This is a genomic window from Photorhabdus hindustanensis (assembly GCF_002968995.1).
GTDB classification, from domain to species: Bacteria; Pseudomonadota; Gammaproteobacteria; order Enterobacterales; family Enterobacteriaceae; genus Photorhabdus; species Photorhabdus akhurstii.
The window spans coordinates 60006-79004 of the sequence record NZ_PUWT01000020.1; the positions used below are offsets into that span (position 1 = coordinate 60006).

Below are 18999 nucleotides of genomic sequence, written 5' to 3' on the forward strand. Positions count from 1 at the left end.
ATCAAGGCCCTACGCGGCAAGCAGCAATCCTCCTAGCCTGCGCAATTGCCCCACGGTGACAAGCAATGCATCCAGCGATACTCTTCCGTCAAGCTTCTCATACAGATCGCGCACACTGAATGGTGTATCAGGAATAACTTTCATTAATCTGGCACAGACTTCATTTCGAGCAAGGCGAATGCGGTTCCCGCGGACAAAAACCAACAAATCTTCATCCACCTCGATAGTGGTCAGTGGAAAATCCGGATCGCGAATCAAACGGGTATCTGGCGTCATCACATGGTCTTGAAAACGAACAAAGGAATAACGCAGATGCCGACGGCTTAAAGCTCTTGCCATACTCTCAGCATATATTCGCCTTAACCATTCTGCCTGAGAATACTCACTCTTTTCGGCCCGCTTGACCACCTCATCAATAGAACCTCGTAGGTGCTCTTCGGTAATAGCATGTTGAAGAATTTTTTCGGTCACCTTGGCGTCCGGATATTTTGATACCGCAAATGCGATACCGATTGAGAAACTATCCGTATTACCAATATGGTACCAATGTGGCGGCAGCAAAAAAACATCACCCGCTTCGATGACAAAGGTCTCGCCATGTGGCACCAAACGCTCCGGATGGAAACAATTCTTTCGTTCTCCATTCATTCGATGAAACTCTTCTTTACTAAAGAGCGTCATCCCCTTAGCCGAAGGACCAGTATGGAAGTGAACGACTGAGGTATAAGGATCATCAATGTGAATGCCAAAAGGAGTATAGCCGTAGTTGCCGATAAACAACGTCACTTCAACCATACTCCGCCCAGCACCTTGCGCTTCGATGATAGGTGCAAAAACGCAAGCCCCCATACGAGCCAATTGATCGGACCATTGCTCAGCGCCATTGACAATAATGCCGAACTTGCGCCCATCGGTAACTCTGGATACATAATCCTTGAACGTCTCTCCCATATGAGGTTGATTATACAAAACTTCGTTCTCGTACGGAGGGCTTTGCATGCCGTCGATATACAACCGCAACGAACCACTGATAGCCCGTTCAGCTTCTATCGACATGCTGGAGAACAAATCAAAAAATAAAGCATCATCAAAAACTGCTGGTTCGAAAACCCTCTTCAACAGAAGAGGGGCCATTTTGCACGGTGCCTTAATAGGATCATATTCATAAGAAGCGACGGAGGATTCATGAGTGCAGATGTGCTCATAAAGTGGCTCCAGTCGCTGTATAGACGATGATGGAATCAAGGCTTTATCTTGAATCACATCAGACATTATATTTGCCTAATGCTGAATCTGACGAATATGCCGAACAGGTCGGGATACTGAAATTTGGGGAATGTCTTCCACAACTTCCAAGCCGAGATCGTCGACACTAGCCTCCATCTGATTGGTGGCTACATCGCTGTCTTCCATTACTGCATTGGTGTCTTCTAGCATGATACCCTCCAATTAAATGAGTTCATTTGAATAAGTTCATTTGAATAGGTTTGTTGTTATGCCCATAACTTTTGAGCAACAATAAAATAACAAACCCACTTTAACACTTCAATATACCTGGACATTAACTGCAAACAATAGCTAAAAAAACGTCAAAAAACCGGCTTAAATAATTAGAAATTTTGTATAATAAAGAAATAAACTACTGAATTGCACCCACTTTTTTATAGACACTTCGACGTCTAAATACCTATAGGGTTCAAAAAATGCTTCACACAGGATTGATATGGATAACGATAGCAATTAAGCACGATCTGAATTTGCTGGCTATATAAAGCATGAAAGCTGGCTAAAGCTTTCCAGTTTTTTTCAAGACTTTTAGCCAACTTAGTAGCCAATGCCTGCAACGGTTATTCGTTCATAAATTCATCTTTCCTGAGATGATTGAATATATCAAAAACAGGCAATGGCAAAATCTATTTACAAGCTCATGCAATAATTCCCATCAATTTTTTCAGCCTTTTTAATCATGCTTAGCACCAAACCCTTGGGAACGGATCAACTGGTTCATTACTTTTAGATCGACCAATAGATCGTCGATATCGTTATGTGACTGCTCCCCGCCGTAAAAAACGGCGAGGCTTCCCACTTCTCAGGCCGCCACCGTCTTTATGATGGATTGACGCTGGCCTCCGTGGGCAGAAACGACGAGTCCCGCCGCCTGTAATTCTGTTATGCCCTTGCGCTGGATGTTGAGCGCCGCATTGATATCGCGGTCATGTTCGACTCGACAGAAAGGGCATGGCCAGATCCGCTTACGCAGCGGCATTTTGTGACCGCAGCAATGACAGGTTTTCGAACTGGCGAACTACTGATCCAGTTTGACCAGATGAACGCCCGCCGCTGCGGCTTTGTATTCCAGTTTCTTGAAGTACTCATAAAATAATCCTGTTAACTGAATTTGCATGGAAAACAAGGAGTTATTATATGGCGTCTAAGATGTGTTTAAAACAAGTTCTATTTTCTGACCCGTCTGTAAACATTAACACAAAAAATAAAAAATGTTTGCATAAACCTGCGTTGTAAGCCAATTAGGCAACCTTAATTGTACCAAATACGTAACATTCCCTAATCAGACCTAAATTACTCAACAAATTAAAAACACAATTTTATTATCTGGTATCTATCTCGATATATTCATCATTGCAATTTTAATTAAATATGGATTATATTTCAGGTGTTTATTCAATATAAGAGGGGTTGGAGTCATGAAAAATTTGTTTATTACTATATTACTTACCTCTGTAATAGCAGGGTGCTCCGATAAAAGTACGCCAAACAGACAAGCAGAAGAGGGATTGGAGTTTACATTTTCATCCGGTGGAAATTTTATCTTAACTCACGCCTGTACCGATAAAATCGATTATTTGGGGTCAGATGAAAGGGGTAATGATCAGATAGAAATAGCGATAAAAAACGATAAACAATGCTTTCCTCATTTTGATGCTTTAATCCATAAAAATATCGGCACCCGAATGGCAATATCATTTAAAGGTACTCATCTTGTCACAGCGACTATTCAAACCTCTTTAAATCCTTCATTCAGAATGGGGGTAAAAGATAAAGAGCAAGCCATGAATATTATAAGTACATTAAAAAAATCAAATAAATTATGATTACTTTTAATATTGGTGATGATACAGAGTTAGCTTCTATTATGAGTATTTTCTGCCAGACAATTTAAAATCTGACGTGTCGATCTGTGATAATAGAATATCTCCGCCCAATGTTGGGCGAAGATTTCCGGTAATGTTTATTACAACATATTGACTACAAAGAAAAAACTCGTCGTGCGGCTCCCACAGCACTGGTGCCATAATCTATCGCATTAGCGATCCCGGTTGTGGTCAGGACCCTGCCTCTGATCTGATTACCAATCATGCCAGCGACATGATCTATACCACCACCGACAGCACTTAACGCTCTGGAAATCCAACTGTCTCTTCCCATCACTCTGTGCAAGCCAGTTCCAATGCCGCCAGCAAGCCCGCCGAGCACACTAAATATCGGTTCAAATACAGGTCTGGCGACACTGAAATGTACTAATTGTCTGGCTAAACCGGCGGCATATGGGCTGACAGCCCGGCCTAAGAGCCTACCCAAAAATCCACCACCCATTATTCTGTTGACAGCCATTTCAGCCCCCAAACCAGCGGCATAACCCACCGCGTAATTAGCTAAATGCCCGGCGGGGTTACTGGCGACATCTAAACCAAAACCAATCCAGGAGCCATAATAGGTGCCAATACCGGCATGGATACCTGCCCGAGTACTCCCTTGTGTACCGGTGATCATCCCACCAGCCGCCCCACCCGCCGCTGCCCCGACTTCATGGGTAAGGGTAGAGGAAGTCCCTAACATAGTGTCAATGGTGCCTACCGCACTCCCGGCCCCAATAGCGCCACCAATCCCCCGGTCAGCATTATTTATCCATGATCCCACCGCCCCTGTTACCGCCCCGGCGACTGATGCAACACCAACGCCTTGTGCCCGTGCACCATAAGCCGCGGCTGAACTCGCTCCGGCAGCCGCGCCAGCCGCCGACTGTACTAACGTCGATTTCCCCTGTACGAGTCGAGCGAGTAATGCCCCGCCTTTTTCCAGCAGGCTACCGACGTTATATCCCATCAACGCGCCAATCCCTGCACCTACGGCCGCAACCCCCAAAATGACGGGGATAGCCGCGCCAGCCGTACCGGCAATGGCGGCCGCAAGACCGCCAATCGCAATCCCTCCGGCAATAGCTCTGCCAATTTTTTGCCCCCGCCTCATTGACGCAGACATTCCCTCATCAGGTTTACGAAACAGAAACGAGGCAAACCAAAATGTGTTCCGATTTCGGTTCGGAGATGGTGCTAATCCGTCATGGTCAGTCAATGTAATGGGGTTATTCCTCACCATTCGGTACAAATTCAGCCCATCCACGGTTCCCGCCGGATCAGCACTCAACCATCGACCCACCCAAGGTTGATAATAACGGTAGCCGTAATAATACAATCCAGTGGCATCCCGTTCTTTACCGGAGTAACGAACAAATTTGTAGCTGGTTTCTGTCTGATTTTTCGCCGCCCATATCGCCGTGCCGCCATACGGATAATACTCTTCCTGACTGAGAATCTGCCCTTCGCTATCCAATTCAAGCTGGCTGGAGCCGAGAAGATTATCGTAGCTGTAGCGCACCTGATTGTTGTCAATATCTGTCGGCTTACCACTTTCCCAGTGCAATACCCTTACCTGTGCGCGACCCGCTTCACCTACCGTAATCACCTGCAAACTTTCGGTTGTTTTATCTGTAACCCCAGTGGTGCGTAGCTCTAATCCCGGCAGATAAGTCACCCGTTGTACTTGAGTACTGTTGCCCGTCTGCTGTTCACTCACTTTTAGCAGCCGCACGCCATCACTGCTATAACGATACCATTCACTGTCACTGCTATTTTCGCGGTTCACCGGTGTGACTCGTTGTAATTCACCCCGGAGATTCCAATCCAGATTTTGCCCTGGCATTAACATCTTCTGATGACCGCCGGCATCAAATAGCGTATCCACTTGGGTTGGATCTGTCGTTAATGTACTCAATACCGCCCGGTTACTGCGGCTTGAAACGGTGATATCTGTGGTGTAACTATTTTGAGTCGCGGGTGAACTGTGTCGGATTTGAACTAAATTACCGCCACGGTCATAAGTATAGGTGCGAAGGTAATTGGTATAGGTACTGTCATCGGCAGGAACAGGTATAACGGGTGAGGGAAGCTGGTTGCTTTGTCGGCCGATATTGGCCATTTCACGCCCTGTCGCACTCATAAGCTGATACAGAGAATCATAAACATAGCGATTCTCCGGCTCCACTTTCTGATTGCGCCAAAAGCGGGTGGCTTCGGCATCATTATGGATACTGACGATATTCCCCACCGGATCATACTCATAGCGTAGATCCTGCAATACTCTGCTTCCTGATTGACTCCCTTCGGCGCGTCGGGTGGTGATGCCTATCAGACGTTGAGTTTCCGGTTCATAACTGTACTCCGTAATAACACCGTTACCGTGCTCTTCACGCAGCTTATGACCTGCGGCTGACCAGCTCAGGGACTTAACAATCACCTGTTCACTCTGGCCTTTCACCGTCAACCAACTCCCTTTTAACTGACCGGCAATGTCATAAGCCAGACGCTGAATATTGCCTTTCGCATCGGTTTGGGTCAGTAAAGCCCCGATGGCATTGGTGGTACTTTGTGTCGTATAAACCTCACTTGCCAGCATCCCCTGCCAGACAGTTTCATCGTCACCGCTCCAGTTAGCCTCCTGCCCTTGCGCCAGCAATTGGTGAGATTGGGATAGCATGGCGCCCGCCAGTGATTGACTCATCAATCGGGTCACTCCCGCCGTGTCGTAGTGGCGGATACACAGACCGGAGAGGTTATACTCTTTCACCACTGTGGTATTCTCAGCCCAGATAAAGCGCTCGGTCACTTGGGCACTCTCTTGGTCGAAAACTTGCTCGCTCACAGATAACAAGCGACCGGGCAAAGTATTGCCTTCATAGCGACGCGTCTGACGAATACCTGTCGCATTCATCGTCATTACCGGACGACCTTCAATATCATTTAATGCGACAGTACGACCAGCATCGGCACTCTCTGTCCGCAAGGCATGACCGGCCAGATCATGCTGCCAGACAAAATTAGGCTTTACTGAGTTATCAGCCTGCTTTGCATCATACAAGCGTGGATCAATACTCTGATTCAGATATCCGCGGACATCATACTGGTGACGGGTGACGCGGGTGTCAGTATCCCCCCCAATCACAACACGATGAAAACCAATATCACGAATGGACAGGCCGCGATTATCTAACACGCTGACTGTTGGGGTTTGAGTATAAAGAGTGGTATCAGACGTACTCATATCATATTCCTTATTTGTTTTACAGCTTCCCTTCCAATGAAATGGAGAAAGATCGCAAGATTGATTTCAGGTATGACAGACCTCTCCCACTCTGACGAACAGAGTGGGAGGGATTAGTTAAAAGTTAATTTAAGAGAGTGTTTTCTTGACCTGGTTTGCGAAACTGGCGCCGCCGTCGCAGGCGGTATAATTTACCTGCACCAGTACATCATCCATATTCGCCAACAGTGCGGCCTGCATCTCATCCGCTTTCAATGTCTTATCGTCAATATGCTCATCCACAGAACGCGGGAAGTTGAGCGTCCATTTGGAAACTGCTCCAGTCCCCTCAAATGATAGATAGCGCTCATCCTCCAGACGCAGCTCAAAGCTACCGGCATCATTAATGCCAGAAGAGAGCGCCACCTGCTGGCTGGCTCGCAAATTGGTGACAATATGCGTCGCATCACCCTCTTTACCTGTCGGATCATTGAGACGTTTAACACCATTGATATCTGCTGCTAACAATATACTGCTGCTGGTCTGAGTGAGCGTTGCCTTCACGTTTTGATACGGCCCGACTAACGTCGGCAATGTCACTGACACAGTTTTAATCTGGCGCAAATAGTGTCCCGGATAGTCGTTGTCAAATAGCTTTTCGCTTAATGGAAAGTCGACTTTGCCCTCAGTTTTTAACTTACCAAAACCATCATCACCCAATAAGCTTTTGAGCGACACAGTACGGATCACATTAAGACGGCGTTCATGACGAACCAAATAGGCCGCTTCCATCTGATGCAAATTGAGTTGCAGTGTCTCCCCCACTTGCAAACCCCGATAATGGTCATTCCAGGTACCGGTCTGGATAAACGTGGTGGTGCGATCACCCAATTCATACTGCCAGCAAGCTTGGGCAGAGAGGCAGAGAACAACCACGGCATCATAGGCTTGATAATACAACGCGGATAATTGACCACTTAACCACTGGTACAGAGTCGCTTGGGTGAAACGAGTAGTCAGGTAAGTCAGCATAGTCCGAATTTGTACCTGCTGTGCCTTAGCCTGTTGCAGGGAAGTTTGAGCTGCTTTCTCGCGCACTGCCAGCGCATCCAACTGTTTCTGTAATGCGTCGACCTCAGACTGTGCCTGTTGGTACTGGATTTGCCACTCTTCACGGCGGCGGCGGTAATTCTCCGTGGTTGCCAAACGATCGGCCACCACGCTGGTGGCTTGTCCGGCAGCCATTAACCCGATGGCAATCGCTTCCGTTACCCCTTCATAGCGCGAGCCGCCATCAGCCAAACCAAAGATATTCGGGATCACTTTCAGTGCCCCACTGGCAGTTTGTACACCGGTGGAAGAAGAAATCAGGGATTGTGCTGACGTTTGGGTGTCCATCACCAGTTGTTCCGCACTGGAGATGTTGTTCTGATACAAAGTGTAATAATGGTCATGACGCTGTTGTGCCGTAGCCTGACTAGCTAGCAGCGCCAGACGATCCGCCGCCAATCCATCCAGCGCCTGTTGTTGCAACGTGATGGCATAGCTGGACATATCCAACAGTTGCTGTTGCGCCAACTCTTCTTGACCGGCTCGTTCGCTACGTTCCAACAAGCTAAGCAGGTTCTGACCAAAACCGGTTAGCGTACCCACGGCGCTGTAAGCTCGCGGCAACATAGCGCTGAAACGGTATGGCGGCACCGTCAACATGGCGCCACTGACGCCATTCGTCAACGTGCCGGACTGAGCGCGTTGAGCCAACAACGCGACCGGATCAACAGGCGCAGCATACAGCGGCAGCGAAAGCGGCTTGCCATCAACGGTCAGGTTATGACGCAGATTGTATAACCGTGCATCCAACGTATCCCAGTGAGACAACATCAGAACATTGAGCGGTTCATTAAAGTAGCCATTATCTGCCAGTTTCAAGTAGCTGACATTGCGGCCCGGCAATGCGGGTAAATCGGTATCACTATTAGCCAACTGGTGCTCAAAATCACGTAAAACCGTTTTTTGCCCGGCTGCCAAAGTATCGAGAGTTTGCGGCGTCCAAGTGCTACTCAGCGATACATCCGGACGAGGCCCTAGCAATTCAGCGGCCAGATTGTAATAGACACGGGCCTGAGTCAGACCATCACGAGTCAATTGGCGATACCACATATCTCCCTGAGCAATCAGGTTACTGACATAGGCAATAAACACCGCTTTCTGGTATATCACCGGATGAGCATAAGCTTGAGTATCTGGGTCTATAGAATCGTCCAAATGACGTGACAAATCGCTGTTTCCTTCAACCAACGGACGTACATTCCAGTAAGCCGGGGCATTGTGTGGCTTGTTTTTCATCGCCGGATCAAAGATGTAATGCAAACTCTTTTGTGCCGGCGAAAATTGCTGTTCGTTGGCAAAGCGTGTAGCAACCAAAAACGGCAGGTGAAAGAACAATTCCCAGAAATAGAGACCGTTTGAACCGTTAAAGTCCATTGGTTCGCTTTTGCCGTCAGTCACTAAATCTGCTTCCAGAGAAGGATCTGCCTGCAAGGTGTAATCCAGCAAGCTATCCAGCCCAAGATTAGCTTTCTCAATCAAGGTACGTACAAAAGTGGTGTTAAGACGGGTTTTTGCAGGTAATGATGAGGTCCAGAAGTCCAGATATTGCACCAGACCACGTTTACTATCATAACGGGAAATTAATCGAGGAATGGCATCCGGAGCTTTGCTATCTTGCAACGCAACATAGACGTTAAACCACTTACAGACCCAAGAATAGGCCCCTTTTTTCCCTGACGGGCGGTCATAATGATCCCACACGACATTCAAACAAACCTGTAGGTAGTTTTTATCCGGATCAGTGGAGAAATCCGCTTCGGACAAGGTATAAGTTGTAGAATAAGTTGCACCGCTGGTAAGTCTGAAAGTTTGAGCACTGTAACGTTTAAACAGGTTGCGTCCATCCGCCGTCTCAGCATTGATTTCCTGATAGAATTTGCGGTTATCGGCGATTTTACTGAAATTTTTGATAGTGGTTAGTGTTGGCCAATCTGGCGACGTAAATACAGACTCAAGCTTATTAAGACCAATAGCAAAATTTATTTTATCAAACCAATCTAGCAACACGGTACCATCTGGAATATACAGATTATAACCGGTAGGTGTTTCCCCTTCCCAAGCGATATAACTGCCCTTCACAGTAACAGTATGGAGAGTATCAAGCAGGGGAGCAATAGCCCATCCCTCATTAATCCTTTGCTCTAACGCCCACGTTCCATTAGGAACAGATCCACCACCATATCCAGACGGATAGTAGTTGATTATTGCATTATGAAAGGTGTAATAATTTCCATCATGGTAATCCAGATAAAAACCTTCATTTCCTGACCACGTGAAACCATAACCAGACTTAGAATCATATACAAGATCGTTATATCCAAACGTATGACGGTTAATAAAATCCCCATTAGTTGTGGTTTGGATATGAAGCGTCAGGCCATCTTGATCGATATACACATAGGCCCCAGTAGTGCCTTGTTTCAAGTCATCAACTTTACTTACCCATCCTGTACTTTCCGGATCTTCCGTTGCACCTGTAACAACCTTAGTAATTACATACTTTTTATCGTATACCGCAAATTGCAAGCAGTTTTGACCATCCGTTTCATCACGGTAAGTACTGAACAAAAAGTTCTTACTTAACGGCCTGAGAACATGACGATTGAAAGCTGAGTCACAATAGAGATAACCATAAACAGCAGGTTTATTTTTTCTATTAGCCCCATCACCTTCAAATTGACGGACAAACACTCCTAACATCAGACGGCCATACGGGTTACTGTCCGTTTCTTCCGTCGGGTCGATACTAAAATCGGTGGTAGCCAGCAGATTGATTTGACGCAATGTGGTGCTCGATTCATCAATCAGCAGGCTGGATCGCTGTGTTTCTGAACTTTCCCCTGCTTGCTGCGTCATCAGCGTAGTCGTATTCGGTGCCGTCCAAGTATCATCATAGCGTTTATAACCAAACTTTATGCTGTAGGCATGGCTCTTACCGATATCTTTGCCGTCAGCATCCTTCTGTACTGCCGGATCACGCTCAACCCAAGCCACATATAGTCGATCATTATAAAATACCGGGCGAACTGTATGCTCCAACACCGTATCACCAGACAGCGGCAAGGTGATTTCCTGCCAATCATTCCAGCAATTTGGCGTCACCGGATTCCCTGCCGGATCTTGACGGTTTTTACTCAAATCCATCTGACGCCAGTAGTAGCGATACGGTTTAGTAGTTGTGCGACCAATAAAGTAGTAGATAGCTTGGTCAAATTTATCCTGATTAATATAACCACTAAGCACATATAGATTACTCACTGCCTCAAACTCATTGAGATACGCCAAAACAGCATCCTGCACCCGATCCGGATCGAGTCGGTTCTGGTTTAAAGTCGTCTCCAGCTCCGAGAAATAATGGCTTTTTTCCTGCCGAGTGATGGGAGAAATGTAGTTTTCAGCGTAATTTCGAACCTCAGCCCCCGCAGCCCAGATAGCATATTGGTTATCACTATCACGCCATTCGTTAGCCGTAGAAGGTTCCATCGCTTGACGCCCCGGCTCAGAACCATTGACCAAACGAGTCATATATTGCTGTATGCTGGCAATCGCTTGTGCTACCCGGCTGGTCTCAACCTCATCGGCCACTTCCGGGTCAATCAGCAAATATTCGTACAAGTCTTCCACCGTCACCGGCTGACCACCAACGCCTTTCAGCGTCGGCGCCACAAAATTCATATAGCCAGTCACCAACGCATCACGCTGGGATTCATTCAGTTGTTTTTCCATTGTCGATAACATAATTATCTGCCTTACTTAAATGGCGGTTTAAAAATAGCCTCATTGGGCCATACGGAAAAATCAAATCCACTCAGGTAGTGAGCTTCTGCCATGCTCAGTTACTGCCCTTGACATGGGATACGCCAGCTACCATCGCCTGACCGGTGCTTTGCCAAAGGGTATAATCACTGTCACGACTCAGAAGATAGCCTTGCTGTTGCTGTGTAACGCCAAGACCAGTTTGGTTCTGTGCCTGTTGCAGACGCAGAAGCGTATCCAGTTGCGGTGTGGTCTTAGCAATCCCGCCCAATACCGACCAAGCGGCTTGCAACTCGTTAACCTCCCAACCCAATAGCGTTGCCAACGTCTGTGCAGCATCAGATTGGCTCAACGGTGTAGCAGCATTAGCCGTGCGCAGGTAGGCCAGTACATCATCTTCGGTACCACCAGCTTCACCCACTTGGAGCAATAAATCGCTATAACAGCTCAGGGTATAAAGCATCCACAAACTGATATCGGTCACTGTTTCTGCGGAAGCGCCAAAATAGGCTGGATAGTCCAGCAAGGTTTGCACCATTGCAGGACTCAGCGTGAATTGTTGGGTCAACAAGGAGCGGCGTACCACTTCACGTAATTGACGCAGATAGTCAGCGGGAATATCAGCGGCGGTCTTAACGGTCTCCTTCAATGCCCAAGTCGCACTCAGCCACTGATAGGTTGTTTGTCCACTCCAGCGCAACAATAACGCAGGCAGTGACTGACTCACGTTCAGAGTCTGCGCCAACAGACTGACGGCCACGCCCTGTTGAGTTTTCTGTGCCTGATTAAACGTATTCGTCAGATTAGTGATTGCCAGCTTCTTATCTTCATCAGATAAGCTTTGTGTATTGACCACCGTTGCTATAACACTTTGTATGCCAGCATCAGTCACCAGACCAACCTTATCGATAAGCGGACTATTACCTGCTGAGAGCAGAGCAAACCAGTCAATAGCGTGGCCGTTGGTATCGACTAATGGCGCCCCACTGCGGGACAACAATGTTGCACCCACAAACGTACTGCCTAGGTTCTGCCACACCTGACGGATAAAGTTCAATTGATCGTCAGTGCCCTGCGAAGTAGAAGTAGGGTTGTCACTCAACAGCAAAAGCAGTGCTGAAAATTCTAAATCGTGCTGTTGTTGCCATTGAGCAATCGCACTTAGCGCTTGCAGCAAACTCAGAATATCCGCCGCCAGCGGGGAATCTTTTTGCGGTACCGTGATTGTGGGTTTCCCTGCCAATTGCTGCCAGACGATGCCTGTACCTGCATCTAATCGATCAACCAAAGCACAGAAAGACTCTGGATTTATCCCCAATGTACGCGCCAAATTAGCCAGACGGTAGAAAGCTGACACCACAAACAGATTACAGTTGAGTGTGCTTTGCGTGACATTCCCCTGTTGACGGGCAATATTATCCGCCAATAACAGGAACTGACGATGATTGAGGCCCAGTGCCGTGCTGATATGCTTAACACGCGCCCCATCGCCCCCGGTGGTCAATGTATAGACAAAATCCTGATTATCTATCACAAACGGTGTATCAAAGGTGCCGACGGAGTTAAACACTTGGTCTAAAAACGGCGTTGCCGGTGTAATGGCAAACGGGGCCACCACGCGCAGCCAGCCAGCAAATTGTTTAGCACTAACACCATACTTCGCCTGATAATGTTTGAACACTCCCAACATACGCAGCGTATTGTCGTTCATCGACAGCGCGGTATTTCCTGCTTCCGCATCCATAGCAGAAGTCACTAACAGGTCAATATCCTCATAAGACAGATTCAGCCATTTTTGCAGGCGCACTGTGCGGTTAACACGGTCCAACTTGTCATCTGTCAGATTGTTAACCGTCAGAGCAAAATGCGCCTCCGCACCACTGCGACTCAGGGTAATCGCCTCCGGCTTACCGGCATGAATAAAGCGGGCACCGTAAGCAAATGGCGTCGCTGTAATGTCACCAGAACTCACATTATCAGACTTAACAACCGTAGAACCCCCAACGGTTGAACACAACATCAGTTCTACCTGGGGTACAGTCAAACTTGTTCGATCAGTCATTATGGTCATGTCGCTGAAACTATTCACAGTAAGCGAACTGTCACCATAGTTAAGCTGATAGAAATCCTGACCGACAGTCTCCGTAATGATTTTCTGCTGCTCTGGCGAAAACTGACTCGCCATGATTTGCAGTCGGGTCAAAGCACTGGCAGTCGTATCGCTCAGTTTTCCTTTTGCTGTTGCCCAGAAGTTTTGCGGCAGATCCAGCGTCTGTGGCAAAGTGATATCTTGCAACGTAGTACCCAATACCGATTGAGCTGTCTGAATCTGCTGATGACCATAATGATACGGCAGATTATTCGGGTAACGGGTAGTGGAAAGTCTGGCGTTTACCGCTTCCAGATCAGTCAAGCTCAGTTTCTTCTGAATGGCTTTGGACAGAATTTCATTGACCAACTGCAATTGCGGTATCACCTCATTGATTGCTTTATCATTAATTAATAAAGCACCCAGATCGGGGCGACGCTCCGCCAACGTATTCATAATGGTAGTGGCGCCATTCTTTTCCTGTTCAAGGGCCAATTGATAAATATGAGTCAGATAGGCTACCGGCGCATCATTGGCTTCCGGTGATCCACTTGGTGCTTTATCTTTCCAACCCGTGTTTGCATCAAGAAACTGATTGGCGTAATCCGGGCCTGATACGGAGAACGGACTTCTCAAGCCAAACTGAACAGCTTCACTAAGAGAATTACGGCGAAAATGGTGTAACACCTGATGAGCATAGCCCACTGCCAGGTCATACATTTTTTCAGCACTGCGCCCGAGATCAGCACGATGCTCACGAATAAAACGCTCACGCGGCATACGTACCACATCAAACACTGAGGTATAACCAAGATCGGTCAATTTACCGGGTAAGTTGTGGATCTCTTCGGTGCGGGAAATCAGGGGACTGGCGAGTTGATTCATACGGACTCCTGAATTGAGGTTTATCATGAGAAACAGGTTTTTTCGCGCAAAAAATAATCACCATCGTTATGTATAAAAGAGGGACCAAATCAAACATGCGCATTTAGAACATCAGCTCCTCCTACCTTCTAAAGGCGCTATACACAGTGATGATGTGTGAGGAAAAATATAATAAATCACAAAACTTGCTTACATTAAAAAACAAAATGCAGACAATAAAATAACTTTACCTTTATATAATTACTTAGAATAAACATTTACGTATATTTATAATTAATTTACAAAATAATTAACAATAGTTTGCAATATCGCGTCTTGAATAAGGTAATACCTGATATGCCGGAATATTGATGAATAACGGTGGCAATGGCAGAAAAATAATCTTTTATATCAATATGATGAAGATCACTCGCGTATCTTTATTATTTTTTTAAACAAATAACCTATTGGAGGGTAATGAGAAGTGAATAAGTCAAATTCCACATACTTAAACAGCTAAGGATCTAAATAAGAGGCTCTTTATTGATTACCAACGCACTACTGATGTGGGTAAGAAAGTCACCAACCTGACCCGCTCCAGCAAATCGTAATCAACCTGCATGCTGGTCGGAATACGAGAATCCAATAAGGTATATAGCTCAGTCCAACCAATTTCTTTAGTTAACCTTCTCCTTGGCGGAAGTGATCTTTCAGGTTCACCAAACTGTTCATGAATCCATTGCCGAGACATGATAGGAATTAGTCGTGGTGGGAGTTCATTTGGAAATTGGTATGAATCTTTTTTCTCATCAATCAAGATAAGCCCTATCGCAAATAAAATCTTACCATTCCTCCTAAAAGCAAGATGTACACCTTCTTTAATCATATGCAGGGATATATTAGGATCTCCAGGATATCCTGTTGGTTTAGTTTTATAAGGAATTAGTCCTTCATCGAAGATTTCCTGATAAGACTTCCCTAAGCTATTTATTAGCGCATCTATGTTGACTGTCATTTGTATAAATTCCTACTCTTAGTTAGTCCAATTCATCTACGATTTTATTTTTCAAATTACCTGAAAATGAATTGGATTTTAAAAAAACCTATCATATATATTAATTACCAACGCACCTCTGACGTAGGCAAAAAAGTCACCATTCTGACTTGCTCCAGCAAATTGTAATCAACCTGCATGCTAGTTGGAATACGAAAATCCAATAAAGTATATAACTCAGTCCAGCCAATTTCTCTAGTTAATCTTTTCCTTAGCGGAAGTGATTTTTCAGGCTCACCAAAATGTTCATGAACCCACTGTCGAGACATCAGCGGTATCAAAGGGGGAGGCAATTCATTAGGGAATATAAAATTAGGTCGTCTGTGATTAATTAAAGTTAACGTTATCTCAGTAAGTACTTTATTTTCTCGCAAAAATGATAAGAAAGTCCCTTCTTTAGCCATATCAAGAGATATATCAGAGTCTCCGGGAAAACCTGACGGCTTGGTTTTATAAGGGATTAGTCCTTTATCAAAAATCTCCTGATAGGTTTTCCCTAAGCTATTAATTAGGGCTTCAATGTTAATCGTCATTATTTATATCACCTCTATTCTCGATTCAGACAATGCATCTGAGATTTAACTTTCCAAACTATTCACAAATGAATTGGCTTTTAAAAATAACCACTCATAATCTGTTGATTACCAACGCACCTCTGATGTAGGCAAAAAAGTCACCATTCTGACTTGCTCCAGCAAATCGTAATCAACCTGCATACTGGTTGAAATACGAAAATTCAATAAGGTATATAGCTCAGTCCAGCCAATTTCTCTAGTTAACCTTTTTCGTGGCGGAAGTGATTTTTCAGGCTGACCAAAATGTCTATGAATCCATTGCCGGGACATCTGCGGTATCAAAGGGGAAGGCAATTCATTAGGAAATATAAAATTAGGTCGTTTGTGATTAATTAAAGTTAACGTTATCTCAGTAAGTACTTTATTTTCTCGCAAAAATGATAAGAAAGTCCCTTCTTTAGCCATATTAAGAGATATATCAGAGTCTCCGGGAAAACCTGACGGCTTGGTTTTATAAGGGATTAGTCCTTTATCAAAAATTTCCTGATAGGTTTTCCCTAAGCTATTAATTAGGGCTTCAACGTTGATAGTCATTATTCATATAACCTCTATTCTCGGTTCAGCCAATTCATCTACGACTTTATTTTTCAAACTACCCGAAAATGAATTGGCTTTTAAAAATAATCTCCCATCCATTGTTGATTACCAACGTACTTCTGATGTGGGTAAGAATGCAATTGACTTCACTTGTTCCAATAGATCGTAATCAATCTGCATACTGGTTGGTATGCGAAAATCCAAAACAGTATATAAATCAGTCCACCCAAATTGACGCTTCATTATTACCTCTGGAGGCTTTGATTTTTCAGGCTCCCCAAACTGCTCATGAACCCACTGTCGTGACATTTGAGATACCAAAGGAGATGGTAGCTTATTTGGAAATTGATATAGGGGTCTCTTTTCATCAAATAGAGTCAATGTAATTTCTTTTAAACGCTTTCCCTCGCGATAAAACGCCAGAAAAACTCCCTCTCTTACCATATCCAGACGTACCACTTCACCACCAGAGAAACCTGATGGCTTAGTTTTATAAGGAATTAATCCCTCATCAAAAATTTCCTGATAAGTTTTCCCCAAACTATTAATTAGGGCTTCAACGTTGATAGTCATTTATACACAAAATCTGGCGTATGTGGAACAGAACCTATGTTAAACACGGATAATGGTTTGTTGCCCGCTATCCCACTATCCGCTGAATCTCTATTCACCACAAATCTCTATAATCAAAAGAGATTTGATAATCATAAGCTGATAAATCAATTTGATGACAGAAGTGAGGCTGTAAAACGCTCACCCATTTAGATTCCACATCAAAGCCACCGTTATTTATATTATCTTCTGTTGATATTCCCAACCCACTAGCCATAACATCAGCATTATCTCCAAAATCCTTGGAATACTCACACCCTTCCCCTAATTCTGTTTGTTTATCAAACCACTCCAATCTTAATTTCAATCCCATTATATACCTCACAAATACTGTTTAATGTTTCGTCCTTTGACAGCGGGTTTTAACTCTTTCCCAGTCTTATAATCTACAGAGCAAAGGTGCTCACCGTCACTTACCCGGTAAACCTCCAATTCACCATGTTGAGAGTCCCATTCATAAATTCGGCGGCCTTTGCTATCGATCCATCTATCTCGTTTACCACCTCCGCTTTGTTTTGGAGTTTTTTTCTTAGCTGACCGTAACCCAGAAACCCCAGTAATTTCCTCTGTTTTTGGGGCAGGATGATAGTCGTGTCCATCTTGAGGCAATCCATTTCTAGGTTTACTCAAATACACATACACCGGCGGCATATTCGGAATGGGGAATACCAGAATATAATCGCGGAAATCCTTCTCTTCCGGCATCGGCAACGATTCAATATCGCTGCCCACTTTATCCGGGATCGGCAACACGGTTATTTGCGACGGAATAAACGGCTGTTCTTCATTCCCGGTATGGGCTGGAACCTTGAATTCCTGCTCGCTCGGCGTCCATAAAAATTGTCGGCCAGGTCTCTCCCGGTTCCCAGAACTCGTAATTACCGGTGGTCCGATTCAGCGTCATCATGCGAACCGGCACTTTATCCAGACCACCTTCCGGGCTGACGTGATATCCCTGAACCGTCATCCTGCCGCTTTTTTCATCGCTGATCCAGCGAAAACGTACACGCGTTGGTGCTTTACCATACTGTTCCGCTATCTGCCTCAGGCGATACGGGTCTAAGTAATCCTCTTCACCCTGATTCAACGCCGGTGAATAAAACAGCCCCATTAGCCCAACTGTCACCGGATTCGGTGCCGCCAGCCAACGTCCTGCACTAATAGCGCCGCCACCAATGTAACGCATCACCAGCGTTTCCCCTTCCGCTACTGCGCTGCGGGCAGTGGCGGCCACGGCAGCAGCAGCCGCTTCGGCTTTATCTTCACCACCACGGAACCACCGCTTATACCACGGTAGTTTTTTATCCTGCGGCTTATCTGGTTCTGGCGGGTGTTTCTTCTCTTGTGGAGGCGGTTCTGGTTTTTGCGGCGTCACCGGAGTGGGAGATGACGGCACCTGATATATCGCCATTCTGCCAAAATTATTCGCCGGTTCAAGCTCGGTTCCGGCATCGGTACAGCCTTTACCCCGCTGGCAGGACTTTGTAAACACCGGTATCGGCGGCGGAGGCGCCTGCGTTGCGGGCGGGCTTCCCACATCCTTTACCGGAGAAGAGAAGTGCTGTTGCACCATATTTGTGGGAGCGGCAACCCGGTCAGCAGCCTTATCCTGCTTCTCATAGCTGTCCATCTCGGAATTGATAAACCTAGCCCGACAGGGGCAAGTACTCACACTGTCCAATGTGCCAGCCAGCTTGCGCCCCATGTCAAACACATCGGATACACCACCGACAATCGTGTAAGTACCGGGATGTTTGCCACAGGTAACTTTATCCCCTTCACGAGCGGTTGCCCGCCCATTAAATGTCATGGTGTGATCACCGGTGATAATCTGTCCGCCACAGGTTGTTTTATCACCAACGAGCAGGAAATACCCTATTGCCATTTATTCACTTCTCCAATGACTTACAACATGAAGAGTGAATCTAACTGAAATCATCATCATGCTTTTGTCACTTATGGATTAATAAGTGATCAATAGTGCAATGAATTTCAACTAAAAATATATAGGAATATTCTGAAAA

General features: G+C 45.6%; 12 protein-coding genes and 2 pseudogenes. 1 reads left to right on the forward strand and 13 read right to left on the reverse strand.

Annotated features, from left to right (window positions below; translation table 11 throughout):
* Positions 1-9 precede the first annotated feature (9 nt).
* The 4 genes and pseudogenes from C6H66_RS08260 to C6H66_RS08265 form a co-directional block, all read right to left on the reverse strand.
* Positions 10-969: a cupin domain-containing protein gene (locus C6H66_RS08260; protein ID WP_181150165.1), complete on the reverse strand. Its 960-nt coding sequence runs from the start codon at positions 967-969 to the stop codon at positions 10-12.
* A 312-nt stretch (positions 970-1281) separates the two neighbouring features.
* A complete protein-coding gene (locus C6H66_RS25870; protein ID WP_157297595.1) occupies positions 1282-1437 on the reverse strand; it encodes a hypothetical protein in 156 nt (51 codons plus the stop codon).
* Between the two features lie 523 nt (positions 1438-1960).
* Positions 1961-2086, reverse strand: a complete 126-nt coding sequence (locus C6H66_RS27235; protein WP_282183112.1) for a hypothetical protein — start codon at positions 2084-2086, stop codon at positions 1961-1963.
* Between the two features lie 3 nt (positions 2087-2089).
* Positions 2090-2371: pseudogene (locus C6H66_RS08265) on the reverse strand (zinc ribbon domain-containing protein); the annotation flags it as partial.
* 334 nt (positions 2372-2705) lie between these two features.
* On the opposite strand from C6H66_RS08265, the gene C6H66_RS08270 reads away from it, so the two are divergent.
* Positions 2706-3113, forward strand: coding sequence for a hypothetical protein (locus C6H66_RS08270; protein WP_046397168.1), 408 nt, complete (start codon positions 2706-2708; stop codon positions 3111-3113).
* 154 nt (positions 3114-3267) lie between these two features.
* On the opposite strand, the gene tccC is transcribed toward C6H66_RS08270, so the two are convergent.
* From tccC to C6H66_RS08315, 9 genes and pseudogenes are all read right to left on the reverse strand, one after another.
* Positions 3268-6399, reverse strand: a complete 3132-nt coding sequence (gene tccC, locus C6H66_RS08275) for an insecticidal toxin complex protein TccC (RefSeq protein ID WP_105395319.1) — start codon at positions 6397-6399, stop codon at positions 3268-3270.
* A gap of 129 nt (positions 6400-6528) precedes the next feature.
* Positions 6529-11226, reverse strand: a complete 4698-nt coding sequence (gene tccB / locus C6H66_RS08280; RefSeq protein WP_105395320.1) for an insecticidal toxin complex protein TccB — start codon at positions 11224-11226, stop codon at positions 6529-6531.
* 94 nt (positions 11227-11320) lie between these two features.
* A complete protein-coding gene (tccA, locus tag C6H66_RS08285) occupies positions 11321-14218 on the reverse strand; it encodes an insecticidal toxin complex protein TccA (RefSeq protein WP_181150166.1) in 2898 nt (965 codons plus the stop codon).
* Positions 14219-14744: 526 nt separating this feature from the next.
* Positions 14745-15212: a DUF6392 family protein gene (locus C6H66_RS08290; RefSeq protein ID WP_105395322.1), complete on the reverse strand. Its 468-nt coding sequence runs from the start codon at positions 15210-15212 to the stop codon at positions 14745-14747.
* A 104-nt stretch (positions 15213-15316) separates the two neighbouring features.
* Complete coding sequence (locus C6H66_RS08295; protein ID WP_036778196.1) at positions 15317-15784, reverse strand: DUF6392 family protein; 468 nt, start codon at positions 15782-15784, stop codon at positions 15317-15319.
* A gap of 108 nt (positions 15785-15892) precedes the next feature.
* Positions 15893-16360, reverse strand: a complete 468-nt coding sequence (locus tag C6H66_RS08300) for a DUF6392 family protein (protein WP_105395323.1) — start codon at positions 16358-16360, stop codon at positions 15893-15895.
* A gap of 108 nt (positions 16361-16468) precedes the next feature.
* Positions 16469-16936, reverse strand: a complete 468-nt coding sequence (locus C6H66_RS08305) for a DUF6392 family protein (protein ID WP_105395324.1) — start codon at positions 16934-16936, stop codon at positions 16469-16471.
* A gap of 94 nt (positions 16937-17030) precedes the next feature.
* Entirely contained in the window at positions 17031-17288 is a 258-nt protein-coding gene (locus C6H66_RS08310) for a colicin E3-like toxin immunity protein (RefSeq protein WP_036778200.1), read from the reverse strand.
* Positions 17289-17296: 8 nt separating this feature from the next.
* Positions 17297-18860, reverse strand: a pseudogene (locus tag C6H66_RS08315) (S-type pyocin domain-containing protein).
* Between the last annotated feature and the right edge of the window lie 139 nt (positions 18861-18999).